Genomic DNA, 16,659 nt, shown 5'->3' on the forward strand with positions numbered 1-16,659 from the left:
TTTTTTAGTTATTTTGTAGGTAAAAAGGATTGGTAATAAGTGGTGTGTTAAAATTCTAATTTGAATTAATTTCATCTTGATTAAAAAATAGCGACTAGTGCAAAAGCTCTAAAAGTGCTTTATTTTCATAAATATAACTTTTTATTATTATAGGTTGTACAAAAATGAGTTAAGTAAACACACAAACACGTTAAAAGTGTTTTTACTCTAGGGTCTGTTGATCTTTGCGGATTAAAATTTGTTCAAACTAGGGGCTATTTAATCGCGGCGCGAGGTTTGTAACCTAGTGAGCTAAGTAAAAACCGAGCAACAAAGAGTAAATAGCCCCTAGGAAGACCCCTTTGGGCAGCGCCTGTTTGGCATTAATGCTACGTTATCGCCCATTTATGGGGAATAACCACACTACATAGACTCTGCCTTGCCTTAATACCAAACAGACTGCTGAAAATTTAACCTTAAAAGATCAACAGACCCTAATATATACCAAATTCTAAACGCTCATATCGGTTTATTATGAATGTATTTATGAATTTTAATTTATCTAAGTTGAATAACAATTTGCAAAAACACTAAATCTAATTTGTTATTTTAATTACGAGTAGCTCAGTGATAATAATTGCCTTAAACGACGAGGTTTGCCTTTAAACTTTCATAGAAAAACAGGCCATTTTGGTTTAAACTGCGCGCAATTTAAATACATCATTACTCCTTTGGAGGGTAGCGCTATTATTAGTACAGCTAATGTCACCATGCAATTTGGTGCTAAACCATTATTTGAAAATATCTCAGCAAAATTTGGCGACGGAAACCGTTACGGTTTAATCGGTGCAAATGGTTGTGGTAAATCAACATTTATGAAGATTCTAAGTGGTGAGCTCGAAGCGTCTTCAGGTAATGTAAGTACTGATCCAAATGAACGTGTTGCTAAACTAAACCAAGACCAGTTTGCCTACGAAGAATACTCAGTAATTGATACTGTGATCATGGGTCACAAAGAGCTGTGGAAAATAAAACAAGAACGCGACCGTATTTACTCTTTACCAGAAATGAGTGAAGACGACGGTATGAAAGTAGCCGATCTTGAAACTGAGTTTGCTGAAATGGATGGTTACTCTGCTGAATCTAAAGCAGGCGAGCTTCTATTAGGCGTAGGTATTGGTACAGACCAACACTTTGGCCCAATGTCAGAAATTGCACCAGGTTTTAAACTACGCGTGCTACTTGCACAGGTGTTGTTTTCAGACCCAGATATAATGCTACTTGATGAGCCTACCAATAACTTGGATATTTACACCATCAAGTGGTTAGAAGACGTGTTAAACCAACGCGACTGTACCATGATAATCATCTCGCATGACCGTCACTTTTTAAACTCTGTGTGTACTCACATGGCCGACATTGACTACGGTGAGCTACGTATTTACTCTGGTAACTACGACGAATACATGTTTGCAGCAACGCAAGCACGTGAGCAACTACTTAGCGAAAACGCGAAAAAGAAAAACCAAATTGCTGAACTTCAACAGTTTGTATCACGTTTCTCTGCTAACGCATCTAAAGCTAAGCAGGCAACATCGCGCGCTAAACGTATCGACAAAATTCAGTTAGACGAAGTTAAAGCGTCTTCACGCCAAACGCCGTTTATTCGCTTCGACCAAGAAAAGCAGTTATTCAGAAACGCGCTTGAAATGAATAACTTAACGCAAGGTTTTGACGACAACACGTTGTTTTCTGGACTTGAAGGTTTAGTAGAAGTTGGCGAACGTATTGCTATTATTGGTGAAAATGGTGTTGGTAAAACAACATTACTTAATACATTAGCAGGGCGCTTAGCTCCTAAAGCCGGTGAGTTTAAGTTCTCAGAAAATGCAAATATTGGTTACTACGCGCAAGATCACGCAGATGAGTTTGCAACCGACATGAACTTGTTTCAGTGGATGGAGCAATGGCAACAAGAAGGCGACGACGAGCAAGTGGTTCGTAGCTTCTTAGGTCGTATGTTGTTCTCTCAAAACGATATTAAAAAGTCAGTTAAAGTAATTTCAGGTGGTGAGCAAGGCCGCATGCTGTTTGGTAAAATTATGATGCATAAACCAAACATACTGCTAATGGATGAGCCAACCAACCACATGGATATGGAATCTATTGAAGCGCTTAACTTAGCACTTGAAGCCTACGAAGGTACATTAATGTTTGTATCGCACGATCGTCAATTTGTATCATCGGTAGCTACCCGAATTTGGGAAGTTAAAGATGGTAAAATCATTGACTTTAGAGGCAACTACGCAGAATACCTAGCGAGTAAAGAAGCTTAATTAGCTATTTACCCGTTAACCCTAAAAAGCCATGTTTAAACATGGCTTTTTTTGTTTTTGTGGCTTTGTATTAGTCGCAATTAATATGGCTTTGGGTATAATACCCGGCTTAAACAGGACATAAGTCCGCTATTTTAAAAATACATTACTGAGGAGTATTTATGACTGTTGGCATTATTATGGGTTCTAAATCAGATTGGCCAACCATGGAACATGCAGCACTTATGCTTGAGCATTTTGGCATTAAGTACGAAACTAAAGTCGTGTCTGCACACCGCACTCCTCAATTACTTGCTGATTACGCAAGTTCAGCCGCAGAACGCGGTATTAAAGTTATTATTGCTGGCGCTGGCGGCGCGGCTCATTTACCAGGTATGGCTGCTGCTTTTACGTCGCTTCCTGTACTGGGCGTGCCTGTAAAATCAAAAGCATTAAATGGTGTTGATTCACTTTTATCTATTTGCCAAATGCCTAAAGGCGTTGCAGTGGGCACACTTGCAATTGGTGAGCCGGGCGCAGCAAACGCAGGTTTACTAGCCGCACAAATTTTAGGGTGTCAAAATCCAGAAATTTTTGCAAAAATTGAAGCGTTTCGTAAAGCTCAAACCGACACTATATTAGCTAATCCAAACCCTGCAGAGTAATAATGAATATTTTAATATTAGGTGCTGGGCAACTTGCACGTATGATGAGTCTTGCAGGCGCGCCGCTTAATTTAAACGTGGTTGCATACGATGTAGGCAGCAAGCAAATTAAGCATCCGCTAACTGGTGAGGTTTATAGCACGTCACTTGAGCAAGCAATATTAAACGCTGATGCAATTACTGCAGAGTTTGAGCACATTCCTGATGACGTACTAACACTTTGCTGTAACAGCAATAAGTTCTACCCAGGGAAAGCCGCTATTAAAACCGGTGGTGATCGCTCGCTTGAAAAAGCATTGCTTGATAAAACAAACGTAACTTGTGCGCCGTATCAATTAATTACTGAAAAAGCGCATCTTGAACACGCAGTTAAAATCCTAGGCAAGCCACTTGTTATTAAAACATGCCAAGCGGGTTACGATGGAAAAGGCCAATGGCGTTTAAAATCGGATAGTCAAATAGACGAAATTTGGTCACAAATGTCTGATTTTATTGCATCGGGCACCGAACTTGCGCCACATACAATTATTGCAGAAAAAATGATCCCGTTTGATCGTGAAGTATCTATTATTGGTGCGCGCGATAAACACGGTAACGTTGCTATTTATCCGCTAACAGAAAACGAGCATACAAATGGTGTATTAACGCTTTCTATTGCCGGTAAAAATAATCACAGCGTTGAAGCGCAAGCAAACGATGCATTTACAAAAATAGCAAACGAGCTTAACTACGTTGGCGTGTTAGCAATTGAGTTTTTTGATGTACAAGGCACGTTACTCGTTAACGAAATTGCACCGCGTGTACATAACTCAGGCCACTGGACGCAACAAGGCTGCCATTGCTCACAGTTTGAAAACCACATGCGTGCTGTTGCAGGTTTACCGCTTGGTAATACAGAGCTTAAACACATTACCGCGATGATAAACGTACTAGGGCAACCTAATATTCCAGCTGACGTACTAAAATACGCAGATGTGACTAGCCATTGGTACGGTAAAACTGCAAAACCAGGCCGTAAAATGGGCCATATAAACGTATCGGCCACTAGCATGAACGACCTAGCAGATAAATTAGGTGAGCTTACTGAATATTTACCTGAGCAAGACTACCCAGGTATTTTAAAAGCGGCGGCAAATTTAATCCTTCATTAAATGGCTAACCGTTTTATTAAATGCCGAGCTTGCTCGGCATTTTTTTTGTACTTAAAAAAAGCGCAAGGTTACCTAGATTGTGAAATAATGATTGAGTCTAAAATTTTACAGTGAAATTATTTAATGAAACTTAAAGCAATTTATAGCGCACTACTTGTTGCCGCTTCTTTTAGTCCTTTTTTTAGTAACAGTGCATTTGCATCAGACTCTCTTCGTGTTGCTACTTTTAATGTAAGTATGGATGCAACTAATCACACCCCTAAAGGTAAGCAAGTTAAAAGTGATGCTTTAGTTAATGCACTTAAAGCAAACCACCAGCAAATTAAGAACATAGCGGAAATTATTCAACGTGTTCGCCCTGATATTATTTTACTTAACGAATTTGATTACATCCCAAAAGAGCAGGGAATTGAATACTTTAATCAACATTATTTAAATGTAGGTCAGCAAAAACAAGCCGCTATTAATTACCCTTACTCTTATATTGCCCCTGTAAATACAGGCCTAGCCACTGAGTTTGATTTAGATAACGACGGCAAGAAAAATGGCGTGATGGGCGATGCACAGGGTTTTGGCTTTTTTGAAGGCCATTACGGTATGGCTATTTTGTCAAAATACCCAATCGATTTTGATAAAGTAAGAACCCTTCAAACCTTTAAATATAAAGACATGCCAAATGCACAAATGCCCGTAATGCCTAAAACAGGCGAAAACTGGTATAACGCACAAGAATGGCAAGCGTTAAGACTTAGCTCTAAATCGTTTTGGGATTTACCTATTAACGTAAATGATAAAACCATTCATGTTATTGCATCTCACCCAACACCCCCTGTATTTGACGGTGAAGAGGACAGGAACGGCAAACGTAACCACGATGAAGTAAGGTTAATTGCCGATTACGTTTCAAACGCTAAGTATATTTACGATGATAAAGGCGAAAAGGGCGGTTTAAAAACTTACTCTCGGTTTGTTATTTTAGGCGATTTAAATGCCGCACCAGAGGGCGATAAAGCCCGCACAAATACCACCGACCAACTACTTAAAAATCCATTGATAAACGCTCACTTTGTTCCAAAAAGTAAGGGCGCTAAAGAGCAGTATGCTGTGCCTTATGCACAAAATTACAGTGCTAATTGGCAAGCGCGTGTTGATTACGTTTTACCGTCAAACTACGGCTTAAAAGTTAAAGACGGTGGTGTGTTTTGGCCAACTAAAACGAGCAATGAATATCGGTTAATTAAAGACAGAAATGCTTCAAGCGATCATCGACTGGTGTGGCTTGATTTAATAGTTGAATAACGCCTATTAACAGGGGATCCGCTAGTAAACTGAGCTTTACCCTGTTTAATGGCTATTTATCTTAAAAAATTGCAATAACTTGAGTGCTTCTGCTTAAATACGGCTTAATTATAATAACCGTATAGAAGCACTATGATTTTTAATTTTTCTTCATCTAAAACGTTAGTGGCCTTAGCTGTTGCCTCAAGTGTCATGCTTGCAGGTTGTAGCGCGACCGCTAACACCTCATCAACACAGCAAAGTGCTTTACCAGCAACATCGGTTGCTGCGGTTGTAAACACGCCAGCAGATATCGGCTCACAAAAAATAACGTTAGAACAAGCAATGGCCGATCCTGATTGGATGGGCAATCAGCCAGAGAGCGCTTATTGGGCTAGCGATTCGGCTACTATTATTTATGCTCAAAAAGAGCAAGGTAATACACTACGCGATTTATTTAGCCAATCTGTTACTAGCCAAACAGCAGAGCAAATTGCACTTAATAAACTTCATACTGTGGGTTCAAATAAAGCTGTTTATTCAAAAAATAAAACAATGGCGGCCTACACGTTTAAAGGCAATGTGTTTGTTAAAAACCTAAAAACCGGTGAACTTAAACAAATTACAGCGACATCAGCAAGCGAATCTAAACCACAATTTTTAAATAATGGCGATTTAGTTTACCGCCAAGGCAATGTGTTTTTTAAAGTTGATTTAAAAACAGGCTTAACGAGCGAGCTTGCTAACTTAAAACTTACTGATAAGCCAAAAGGTATTGAAGAGCCAAGTACGTATATTGCTAAAGAGCAGCATAAATTGATTAAGTTTGTGGCGCTTCAACAAAAAAATAAAAAAGATAAGCAAGCACGTAATGAGCAAATTAATGAACAAAACAATTCAATTGCTAACACGGCTTACTACTTAGGTGATGGTCATAAAGTTGCAGAAGCACAGCTTTCGCCAAATGGTGATGCGCTGTTAGTCGTTGTACAAAAGCAAACAGATTGGCGCGGTGATGGCGATATTATGCCTAACTACATTACAAATGACGCCACTATAGAACCTAAAAAAGCACGCCGCCGTGTAGCCGATGCTAAAGAAGAAACCTCAAAGCTTGTGTACATCAATTTAACTAACAAAGAGCAAACACCACTTAGCTTTAATACCTTACCGGGCTTTGATGAAGATGTTTTAGCCGCAGTTAAAAAAGAAAATTATGCACGCAAAGGTAAAACATATAAGTCTAAAAAAGCGCCTCGTGGCATTAACCTTATTATGGACTGGGGCTTTGATCAAAGCCCAATAGTATGGAACGATGACGGCTCGCAAGTAGCTGTCATGCTTGAAGCATGGGACAACAAAGACCGCTGGCTTGCGAACGTTGATTTTAAAAACAACAAACTTGTCTCGCAACATCGCCTGCATGACGATGCATGGATTGCTTACGCGTTTAACGACTTTGGTTGGTTACATAACTCAAACACGCTTTATTACCTATCGGAAGAGTCAGGTTACAGCCAGCTTTATAAAAAACCAATTAACGGTAAAGCAACCGCGCTTACACAAGGCCAATTTGAGGTTTCTAACTTAACGCTTACCAGCGACGACAGCGCAATTTATTATAAAGCGAATGTTGAGCACCCAGGTCTGTACGAAATTTACCGTGTTAACCCGCAAACAGGTAACAGCGAGCAAGTTACTGACTTAAATGGCATGACTGATTACACGTTAAGCCCAGATGAAAGCAAGTTACTCCTTAAGCACTCTACAATTACCATGCCTAATGAGCTTTATGTAGCTGATGCTCAAGCCAATACAAAAGCAACGCGACTAACCCATACTGTGTCGGATGAGTTTTTAGCTAAAAAGCTAACTGCCCCTAAAATTGTTGCTGTGCCATCGAGCCATACAGATCAACCAATATATGCAAAAGTATATTACCCAGCAGATTACGTTGAGGGTGAAGTAGGTAAAAATCGTAAAGCGATTATTTTTAACCACGGCGCGGGTTACTTACAGAATTCACATATGGGGTTTTCGGTTTATTTTCGTGAATTTATGTTTCATTCATTGCTAGCTGATGAAGGTTACATAGTAATGGATATGGATTACCGCGCATCTAAAGGTTACGGCCGTGATTGGCGCACCGCGATTTATCGTCAAATGGGCACACCTGAAACACAAGATTTAGCCGATGGCGTTAAATGGATGGCGCAAAATGCCAATGTTGATACCAAAGCAGTCGGCACTTATGGCGGCTCATATGGCGGCTTTATGACCTTTATGGCATTGTTTACCGCGCCTGAGTTATTTCAATCGGGTGCAGCACTACGACCTGTTACCGACTGGGCACATTACAACACAGGTTATACGGCTAATATATTAAACCATCCTGATGTTGACCCGATTGCATATGAGCGCAGCTCGCCAATTTATTACGCTGAGGGTTTAAACAAACGTTTATTAATTAACGCACCCATGGTTGACGATAACGTGTTTTTTCAAGACTCAGTGCGTTTAGTACAGCGCTTAATAGAGCTAGAAAAGCAAAACTTTGAAACAGCTATATTCCCTGTTGAACCACATGGTTTTGTACAGCCTTCAAGTTGGTTAGACGAATACCGACGTATTCATAAGTTATTTAAAGAAACGCTTTAATCTTTAATTCTTAAAGTATAAAAACAAAAACGCCGCATTGGTTTAGTTAACCAATGCGGCGTTTTTATTGGGTTGAACAAAATCTAACTTTATTTTTTCTTTTTAAAGTTCTTTTTAAGGAGCTCTATAGCCAGTGGTATGGCAAGCAGAGTCCCGCCAATTACACCAATTAAATGTGCGTCAATAGCCACAGTGGAGTTAATAAGCTTTCCAATATCAGCATTAGGGCCGCTAAATTGCTCAAACGCTATTTTAATCCATACGCCTACAAATAATAAATAACCCGACTTAAGCCCTACAGTTATGTCTTTAACTGCCCCCCAAATAATTACACCATGCAGCAGAGCACTTAATCCGGTGTAAATATGTATGTTTGGGCAAAACCAGTACACGCCGAGCCCACACCACAGTGCTAGCGCACTTGTGTTAAAAGCGTAGCGAGTAGGTGATGTGTATTCGCCATGTAAAAGCCATATTAATAAAACACCACTGGCATTTAATCCCAAATGAGCCCAATTAGCATGAACAAATTGGCTAGAAAAGATTCGCCACAGTTCGCCTTCATCAATTAGGCTTCGGTTAAATTCAAGTAAATTATTTAAATCAAATGCAGCAAAAATGGTACTAAATAGCAGCAGAATAATAGGCGGTAATATATAACGTGGTTGAATAGGTAAATTAAGCATTTTATTATATTTTTTTAGTCAAAATTTTTGCATATTGTGCCCGTTTAACTTTAAGATGCCAAATACAACTACGTAATTAAGTGTTTTTAGTATTTTTATGCATTTTAAACTTAACTCATTATTTGCCATTGGACTGTGCGCAGTATCACTGCCTTCATTTGCACAGCAAGCAACTCAAATTGAAACTCGCGAACCTGAAGCCGCTACTGGATTAATCCATAAAAAAGTGGTGCAAGGTGATAAATACATGGTTGCTGCGGCAAATCCATATGCCTCAAGAGCCGGTCAACAAATTTTAGCCCAAGGCGGCAGTGCCGTAGATGCTGCCATTGCTACTCAACTAGTGCTTACTTTAGTTGAGCCGCAATCGTCAGGTATTGGCGGTGGTACATTTATGATGTACTACAACAAAGCAAACAATAAGCTGACTAGTTTTGATGGCCGCGAAACAGCACCTGCAAATGCAGACGAAACGCTGTTTTTAGATAAGCACGGTAAAGCCGTTAAATGGATTGAAGCTGTAGTAGGCGGACGCTCTGTTGGTGTGCCTGGTATTTTACATGCCTTTGCAAGCGCGCATAAACAATACGGTACATTGCCGTGGGAAGCGCTTTTTAAACCGGCTATTGAACTTGCAGAGCAAGGCTTTGTAATTTCGCCGCGTTTACATGGCTTATTAGCACGCCAGTTAAACCCAGGCGTATTGAGTATGCCGATTATTAACGAATACTTTTACCCAAATGGTAAATTAATCGAAGCGGGTAGCGTTAAAAAGAATCAACCACTTGCTGATTTATACAAAGACATTGCAAAGCAGGGCATTGATGCATTTTACAAAGGCGAAAACGCTAAACAAATGGTTAATGCTGTACAGCACTCTAAAATTGCCCCTGGTAAATTAAGTGTGGAAGATTTAGCAGATTACAAAAGTAAAGAACGCGATGCGGTATGTATACAATACCGTGCTTATAACGTGTGTTCTATGGCGCCACCAAGTAGTGGCGGTGTAGCAGTACTACAAATGCTTGGCCTACTTGAGCATAAAGATATGAGTGCACTTAAACCAAATGGCGAAAAAGCGATTCATTACTTTAGCCAAGCTTCGCGTATTGCATTTGCCGATCGCGATATGTACATGGGCGATCCCGATTTCACTCAAGTACCTACAAAAGAGCTTTTAAACAAAGATTACATTGCCTCACGCGCTAAATTAATTACCGAAACAGACCAAAAAGCCGTAGCCGGTAATCCAGTAGGGTACTTAAGTTATGCAATGGATGATTCATACGAGTTACCTTCTACTTCGCATGTCTCTATTGTAGATAGTAAAGGTAATGCCGTATCAATGACCAGTTCAATTGAAATGGCGTTTGGCTCTACGGTTATGGTTAATGGCTTTATTTTAAATAACCAACTAACTGACTTTTCGTTATCGCCACGTAAAAACGGCAAGCTTGTAGCAAACCGTGTAGAGGCTGGTAAACGCCCGCGTAGCTCTATGTCACCGGTAATGGTATTTAATAAAGATGGCAGCTTACGTTTAATTGTAGGCTCACCTGGCGGTAGTCGTATCATAGATTACGTTGCACAAGTTGTTGTGGGTGTTATTGACTGGAATTTATCAGCACAAGACGCTATTAACTTACCGCGTACAACAAATCGTAACGATTACACCAGCCTTGAAAAAGGCACAACCATTGAAGCCATTGCGCCTGCGCTTACTAAACGTGGCCACAATGTACGTATTATTGATTTAAACTCAGGCTTACACGCAGTTGAAGTTAAAAATAATACCTTATATGGTGGTGCGGACCCTCGCCGTGAAGGTGTTGCGTTATCTGATTTAACTGATAATAACGCCACTATACAATTTTAAATTATGTATAATATGCATGTGGGCAGTGAAGCCCGCATGTATTTTCTCTCAATGGTCTGACTAGCTTAATTGTCGTTGCAATTAAACCTTTAACACTGATAATGACAGATCATAACTTAAGACTCCGTTAAAGCCTGGAAATATGACAACTAATACTGATCCTAACTACTTATATATTCATCATTCTGGCCCTGGCCTAATTGAAACACCGCTATTAAATAAAGGCAGCGCCTTTAGTAAAAAAGAACGCGAAAATTTCAATCTTGCTGGTTTACTTCCTCCTCGCTTTGAAACAATAGAAGAGCAAGTTGAGCGTTGTTATCAGCAGTATTCTAGCTTTACCGACAACCTTAATAAACATATTTACTTACGTGCGATTCAAGATAACAACGAAACACTTTACTACCGTTTAGTGCGTGACCACCTTGAAGAAATGATGCCAATCATTTACACGCCTACAGTTGGGGATGCTTGTGAAAAATTCTCAGACATTTATCGCAGCGCACGTGGCTTATTTATTTCGTATGAAGATCGTTACCAAATTGACGACATTTTACGCAACGCTACCAAAGGTAAAGTAAAAGTTATTGTTGTAACCGATGGCGAGCGTATTTTAGGCCTAGGCGATCAGGGTATTGGTGGCATGGGTATCCCAATTGGTAAATTGTCACTTTACACTGCGTGTGGTGGTATAAGCCCAGCATACACATTGCCTGTAATGCTTGATGTGGGTACTAATAACGAAAAGCTTTTAAACGATCCTATGTACATGGGTGCACGCCATAAGCGTATTGCTCAAGACGAATACGATGAGTTTTTAGATTTATTCATTAAAGCGGTTAAACGTCGCTGGCCAAATGTATTACTTCAGTTTGAAGATTTTGCACAGCCAAATGCAATGCCGTTACTTAAGCGCTACCGCAATGAAATTTGTAGCTTTAACGATGACATTCAAGGTACTGCGGCTGTAACGGTCGGTTCTTTACTTGCTGCGTGTCGTGTTAAAAATTCAACCCTAAGCCAACAAAAAGTAGTTTTTGTGGGTGCAGGTTCTGCTGGTTGTGGTATTGCTGAGCAAATTATTAGCCAAATGGTTTTTGAAGGTATTACAGAAGCTCAAGCGCGTAGCCAAGTATTTATGGTTGACCGTTTTGGCCTACTTTCAGAGGGTATGGAAGGCTTACGCGATTTCCAACAAGCACTTGCACAACCGCAAGGCTCGTTAAGTGATTGGACTTACAGCGGTGAATACGCATCACTTCTTGATGTTATGCACTGTGCACAACCAGACATTTTAATTGGTGTTTCAGGCCAACCTGGTTTGTTTACTGAGCAAGCTATTCGTGCAATGCACGCCGGTTGTGAACAGCCAATTATTTTCCCATTGAGTAATCCATCTAAGCAGGTAGAAGCGCATCCTGCTGATGTGATTAAGTGGACTGACGGTAAAGCGCTTGTTGCAACAGGTAGCCCGTTTGATCCGGTTGAACACAACGGTGAAATTTTCCCAATCCCACAATGTAACAATAGCTATATTTTTCCTGGTATTGGTTTAGGGGTTATTGCAGCTAAAGCAACACGCATTACAGATGCTATGTTAAGTGTGTCTAGCGAAATGCTTGCAGAGTCGTCGCCGCGTGCAAACACAGGTAAAGGCAGCTTATTACCAGCCCTGACTGAAATTGAAACGCTAAGTAAGCGTATTGCATTTGCCATTGCTAAAAAAGCAATCGAGGAGGGCGTTGCTCTTGAGATTACTGATGATGCGTTATGGGCAGCAATCGACAAAAATTACTGGTTACCAAAATACCGTAACTATAAACGTTGTAGTGTTTAATAACGTTTATACGTAATTAAAAGTAAACAGTGTTGTAGCGCAGTTACAACACTTAATAAAAAACAGGCAGTTGCCTGTTTTTTTGTGCTTGTTCATATTTAATTAACCGCGTACGGTGTTTACTTGCTTTTACATAATTAAAGGATCGACTTAATGAAAACACTGACTCTTGTTTTAGGTAGTGCACTGGCTTTAAACGTACTTAGTTTTGATGCACTTGCGGCAGCGACTCCCGATGCTCCTCATATTTATGTTAAGGGCGAAGCGACTCTTACTACAATGCCAGATTACGTACAGCTTAGTGTAGGTATTACCGAAGTTGATAAAGACTTAATTGCAGCTAAAAATAAAACCGACTTAACCATCGCCAAGGCAATTAAGCTCGTAAAAGAAATTGGTGTTAAAGAGGGAGATATAAACGCCGGGCAAATCTCAATAAACCGTGATAGCCAATACAACCGCACTACCGGTAATCAAGAATTTAAAGGCTTTAAGGTTTCTCGTACGTTAACAGTAAAACTCAGCGATATAAATAAATACCCAGAGTTACTACAAAGCTTAGTTAACAACGGTATTAACGAAATTAATCAAACGCAATTTTTAGCAAGTAACTATAACGAGCTGCATAAAAAAGCGCAAAAGTTAGCAATTAAAGATGCACGGGATGCTGCAAAAGAGTTTAGTGAAGATTATGGCGTTGACTTAAAAGGATTATATAGCGCGTCACTAAGTCCACTCAATGTGCAGTCGCAGCCGTACATGCGTGCAGAAAAAGTAATGATGGCTGATAGCGCACCAAGTAACTATGTACCTGATGCCTACCATGCTGGAGAGATTAAAGTAACAGCCTCAAGCTATGCTGTGTACTACATAGATTAAAATATAGGTTCTTCCTAGGGACGATTAACTCTATGTTGCTCGGTTTTTACTTAGCCCACTAGGTTACAAACCTCGCGCCGCGATTTAATCGCCCCTAGATTGAACAAATTTCAATCCAAATAATTCAACACGCCCTAGTGGTGCTCAAAACGTGCCACCAACTTCTCACCTTGCTCTTGGCTAATACGCGCTATTGAGTTGAGCATATTAGTCACTTCGCGTCTGTCGTATTCATTAGTTACATGTTCATTTATGTCATCAACAATCGCATTTAAATAATTAAATAAACTGTTGCGTGCATCGGTATCTTTATGGGCAACAAACAAAATATTTTTAAATGCCTCAAGCACGTTTGTCATTACGTATGCATCGCCTTTGGCGTAATTACGCAGCGGTGTAAAGTTGTCGTGTAATAACTCATCAAAGCTTGTTTCGTGAAGGTACAACAATGGGGCATTATCACTGTGCTTAAACGAGTAGTTAATATCGTTAATTGAAAGTCGTTGAATAAGTAAAATACTCAGCATATCAATTGATTTAACCGCAGTACCGGGATCGTTGATACCCGGGCTCATTGCCTTAACTGCAATTTCTGATATTTGCGTTAACCCATAACGGTAATGATCGCTAATGTACTCTTCTATATAAAAAATAAAGCAGTCGAGAATTTTATTTATCAACTCTTCATCGTTTGCTATATCTTTATTACATTTTAAAAACGGGTAACCTTTAACTGTAAAATAGCCTTGGTTAACAGAGATATACACCTTTATATCTTGCTCTGCCAAAATGGCACACAGCTTATCGGTATGTACGCCTTTATAATACCCCTCTGTTTTACTGCTTACCGAATGCCACTTGCTAAAGTCTGGAAAGTCTTCAACTGGGTTCTCTTGCTGTCTTTGTATTATTGTTTTAATTTCGTTTTTAGTTTGGCTAAACAAGCCATTTAATACGTTATCAACCTGAATGGCGCGAGAGATTGAATGTATAAAAAATACAAATAAACCTAATGAAATCAAGCCAAAAATAAGTGCAAACAACACACCAATTGAAGGAATAGCCGTACTGCCACCTTCAAGTTTATTAATGTTTATAAGCATAATAATTGAGTAAATTATGCTGCCTAAATAAAAGCCCAAAACCATTTGGTGTGATTTACGCGTAATAAGCCCAGGCACTACGCGGGGCGATAAACTCGCACTGGCCGAATTTAAAACCACCATTACCATCGAAAAACTAAACACGGTAAGCGAAATAATACTCCCCGCTAAAGTGCTTAAAATAGTACGCGCGTTTTCGGCGCTATCAACAAGTACAACTGATATAAACGATTTCAGCTGCTCAATAGGGGCTAAATATTCAACCGACATAGTTATAATGGCAAATACTAAAAAGCCCACTGAAAGCATAGAAGGGTAAAAGCCAATACTGTTAATCATTTCACGGTAACTGTCGGCTACTTTGCGAGGTACAAACATAAAATCCTTATGTATTTTTCTACTTACTTAATACCCTTAGCTTAGCATAGGCATTTATTAAACTTCTGATAATGCTGCTCAAATTTATATGTTATTATCACGCCCACAATAATAAAGCGCATGCTTATGCGATAAAAATAACAGGAAAACGCCGTGATCATTTCAACTTATGCTGCATTACTTGCATTCTTTTACATTTATTTGAGCTTTAACGTAATAAAAGTGCGCCGCGCGGAGCAGATATCACTTGGTGATAATGGTAACGCAACGCTACAACGTGCTGTGCGTGCCCACGCTAACTTTATGGAGTACGTTCCAATTGCTTTAATTTTACTTTTTTTGGCAGAGTACCAAGGGCTTGCTAGCCATTACTGTCATATATTAGGTGGTGCGTTATTAATAGGCCGTGTGTTTCAAAATTTAGGCATAGTAGAAAAAAGCCTGAAATATCGCCAAATTGGTACCATTACTACATTTTTAGTGATTATTGTTAGCGCCTTTGTATTGCTAGTGACACGCGGATAATTAAAGAAAAGTTAATGAGCAAAATATTTATAATAGGTTTACCACGTACCGGCACTACTAGTGTGTGCCACGCATTTTTAGAGCTTGGTATTACAACGGCGCATACCGCGTATACTAATGCTTGTTTTGAAAATGCTAACGCGATTGCCGACACTCCCATATTTAATGACTTTAAAGCGCTTGATATTCATTACCCAGACTCTAAGTTTATTTATTTAGAGCGCGAGCTTGGTGCATGGCTTGTATCAATAAAACAGCTTTTAACGCGTATGCACACTAATTTAACCCGTGCAGACGGGGGCTTTAATATTCATATAAAACGTTGTTATTTAAATACGTTTAGTGAGCTTTCGCTTAATAATATTAGCGACGATAGTTACTTAGCAGACTGTTATAAAAAACATTTTAATGATGCTCAAACGTACTTTAATAACCGTGACAACGATTTTTTATCCATTGATATAGCAAAGCCTGATAGCTATAAAAAGCTATGCAATTTTTTAGCGTTAAAAAGTGATAAAACTGATTTTGAAAAAATGAATATGGGCGGCAAAGTTACCGCGTGGAACGATATTAAACACCCGTTAAAAGTTGAATCTACGGCTAAAGGACGGATAGATAAATTACTGCCTTACAAGATTTTTTAAATCAAATACGTTAAAATCCCCGCATTATTATTTAAGTTGTACAGAAAATGTTTGAATTAAAATACCACACCCCATTTGAATGGACTGAAGTTGTCCTTGCTGACTTTAATACTTTTTTACAAGATCACGCCGCTGCAGAAAAAAAAGCATCGGGTATGGCTATGTCTATGCTTTCGCATTATCCAGACAAACGTAAATTAGTAAAAGCTATGACCGACTTAGCGCTAGAAGAATTAATACACTTTAAACAAGTACTTAAATTGCTTTTAGAGCGAGATGTAAACTTAGGTGACGACAAAAAAGACCCGTACATAAAACAAATACGTGCACTGTTTAGACATGGTCGTGATGGTTTTTTAATGGACCGATTACTGGTTGGCGGTGTAATTGAAGCACGTGGCCACGAGCGTTTTTCTTTAGTTGCACAAGCACTTCCTGAGGGTAAAGAAAAAGACTTTTATGTTGCTATTGCTAAGTCAGAAGAAAAACATAAAAACCTATTTGTAGAACTCGCTTACGAATACTTTGAAAAAGAAGAAGTTGATGTTCGTCTAGAAGAGCTGCTTATAGCTGAAGCTAAAATCTGTGAAAGCATCCCGTTTACAGCCGCTTTGCATTAATTAAAACTAGCGTAAAGCGTATTTTCACTCGCTTTGCGCCACACACCTCTGCTCTTATTTCT

13 protein-coding genes are annotated in these 16,659 nt (G+C 39.4%); 11 read left to right on the forward strand and 2 right to left on the reverse strand.

Features of this window, described 5'->3' with window-relative positions; all coding sequences use genetic code 11:
* Nucleotides 1-725: 725 nt before the first annotated feature.
* The 5 genes from QL995_RS13825 to QL995_RS13845 all read left to right on the forward strand — a co-directional run bounded on the left by QL995_RS13825 (nucleotide 726) and on the right by QL995_RS13845 (nucleotide 8,046).
* Entirely contained in the window at nucleotides 726-2,315 is a 1,590-nt protein-coding gene (locus QL995_RS13825; RefSeq protein WP_076915491.1) for an ABC-F family ATPase, read from the forward strand.
* 161 nt (nucleotides 2,316-2,476) lie between these two features.
* Complete coding sequence (purE, locus tag QL995_RS13830; protein WP_002962540.1) at nucleotides 2,477-2,959, forward strand: 5-(carboxyamino)imidazole ribonucleotide mutase; 483 nt, start codon at nucleotides 2,477-2,479, stop codon at nucleotides 2,957-2,959.
* Between the two features lie 2 nt (nucleotides 2,960-2,961).
* Nucleotides 2,962-4,110: a 5-(carboxyamino)imidazole ribonucleotide synthase gene (locus tag QL995_RS13835; protein WP_197152701.1), complete on the forward strand. Its 1,149-nt coding sequence runs from the start codon at nucleotides 2,962-2,964 to the stop codon at nucleotides 4,108-4,110.
* A 123-nt stretch (nucleotides 4,111-4,233) separates the two neighbouring features.
* Nucleotides 4,234-5,409, forward strand: coding sequence for an endonuclease/exonuclease/phosphatase family protein (locus tag QL995_RS13840; RefSeq protein ID WP_290294414.1), 1,176 nt, complete (start codon nucleotides 4,234-4,236; stop codon nucleotides 5,407-5,409).
* Between the two features lie 132 nt (nucleotides 5,410-5,541).
* On the forward strand, nucleotides 5,542-8,046 hold the full coding sequence (locus QL995_RS13845; RefSeq protein ID WP_290294415.1) for a prolyl oligopeptidase family serine peptidase: 2,505 nt from the start codon (nucleotides 5,542-5,544) through the stop codon (nucleotides 8,044-8,046).
* An 89-nt stretch (nucleotides 8,047-8,135) separates the two neighbouring features.
* Here QL995_RS13845 and rrtA read toward each other — a convergent pair whose 3' ends face one another.
* Complete coding sequence (rrtA, locus tag QL995_RS13850) at nucleotides 8,136-8,732, reverse strand: rhombosortase (RefSeq protein WP_197152705.1); 597 nt, start codon at nucleotides 8,730-8,732, stop codon at nucleotides 8,136-8,138.
* Between the two features lie 97 nt (nucleotides 8,733-8,829).
* Here rrtA and ggt point away from each other — a divergent pair, with 97 nt between their 5' ends.
* The 3 genes from ggt (at nucleotide 8,830) to QL995_RS13865 (ending at nucleotide 13,324) form a co-directional block, all read left to right on the forward strand.
* On the forward strand, nucleotides 8,830-10,608 hold the full coding sequence (ggt, locus tag QL995_RS13855) for a gamma-glutamyltransferase (protein ID WP_197152706.1): 1,779 nt from the start codon (nucleotides 8,830-8,832) through the stop codon (nucleotides 10,606-10,608).
* A 142-nt stretch (nucleotides 10,609-10,750) separates the two neighbouring features.
* Nucleotides 10,751-12,445 carry an NAD-dependent malic enzyme gene (locus QL995_RS13860; RefSeq protein ID WP_007586692.1) on the forward strand — a complete coding sequence of 565 codons (1,695 nt, stop codon included), beginning with the start codon at nucleotides 10,751-10,753 and terminating at the stop codon, nucleotides 12,443-12,445.
* A gap of 153 nt (nucleotides 12,446-12,598) precedes the next feature.
* Nucleotides 12,599-13,324, forward strand: a complete 726-nt coding sequence (locus tag QL995_RS13865; RefSeq protein WP_007586691.1) for an SIMPL domain-containing protein — start codon at nucleotides 12,599-12,601, stop codon at nucleotides 13,322-13,324.
* A gap of 134 nt (nucleotides 13,325-13,458) precedes the next feature.
* Here the strand turns inward: QL995_RS13865 and QL995_RS13870 are convergent, their stop codons facing one another.
* On the reverse strand, nucleotides 13,459-14,805 hold the full coding sequence (locus QL995_RS13870) for a DUF2254 domain-containing protein (RefSeq protein ID WP_010552788.1): 1,347 nt from the start codon (nucleotides 14,803-14,805) through the stop codon (nucleotides 13,459-13,461).
* Between the two features lie 153 nt (nucleotides 14,806-14,958).
* Here QL995_RS13870 and QL995_RS13875 point away from each other — a divergent pair, with 153 nt between their 5' ends.
* From QL995_RS13875 to QL995_RS13885, 3 genes are read left to right on the forward strand one after another with little or no spacing between them, the layout of a single operon-like run.
* The gene (locus QL995_RS13875) at nucleotides 14,959-15,330 is read left to right on the forward strand and encodes an MAPEG family protein (protein ID WP_007586689.1); all 372 of its coding nucleotides are present in this window, start codon (nucleotides 14,959-14,961) and stop codon (nucleotides 15,328-15,330) included.
* Between the two features lie 14 nt (nucleotides 15,331-15,344).
* Nucleotides 15,345-15,977: a sulfotransferase gene (locus QL995_RS13880; protein WP_101216675.1), complete on the forward strand. Its 633-nt coding sequence runs from the start codon at nucleotides 15,345-15,347 to the stop codon at nucleotides 15,975-15,977.
* A gap of 47 nt (nucleotides 15,978-16,024) precedes the next feature.
* Nucleotides 16,025-16,597 (forward strand): tRNA-(ms[2]io[6]A)-hydroxylase, encoded by a 573-nt coding sequence (locus QL995_RS13885; protein ID WP_007586685.1) that lies wholly within the window; start codon nucleotides 16,025-16,027, stop codon nucleotides 16,595-16,597.
* Nucleotides 16,598-16,659 lie beyond the last annotated feature (62 nt).

The organism is Pseudoalteromonas sp. APC 3358 (genome assembly GCF_030408075.1).
Classification (GTDB): domain Bacteria; phylum Pseudomonadota; class Gammaproteobacteria; order Enterobacterales; family Alteromonadaceae; genus Pseudoalteromonas; species Pseudoalteromonas arctica.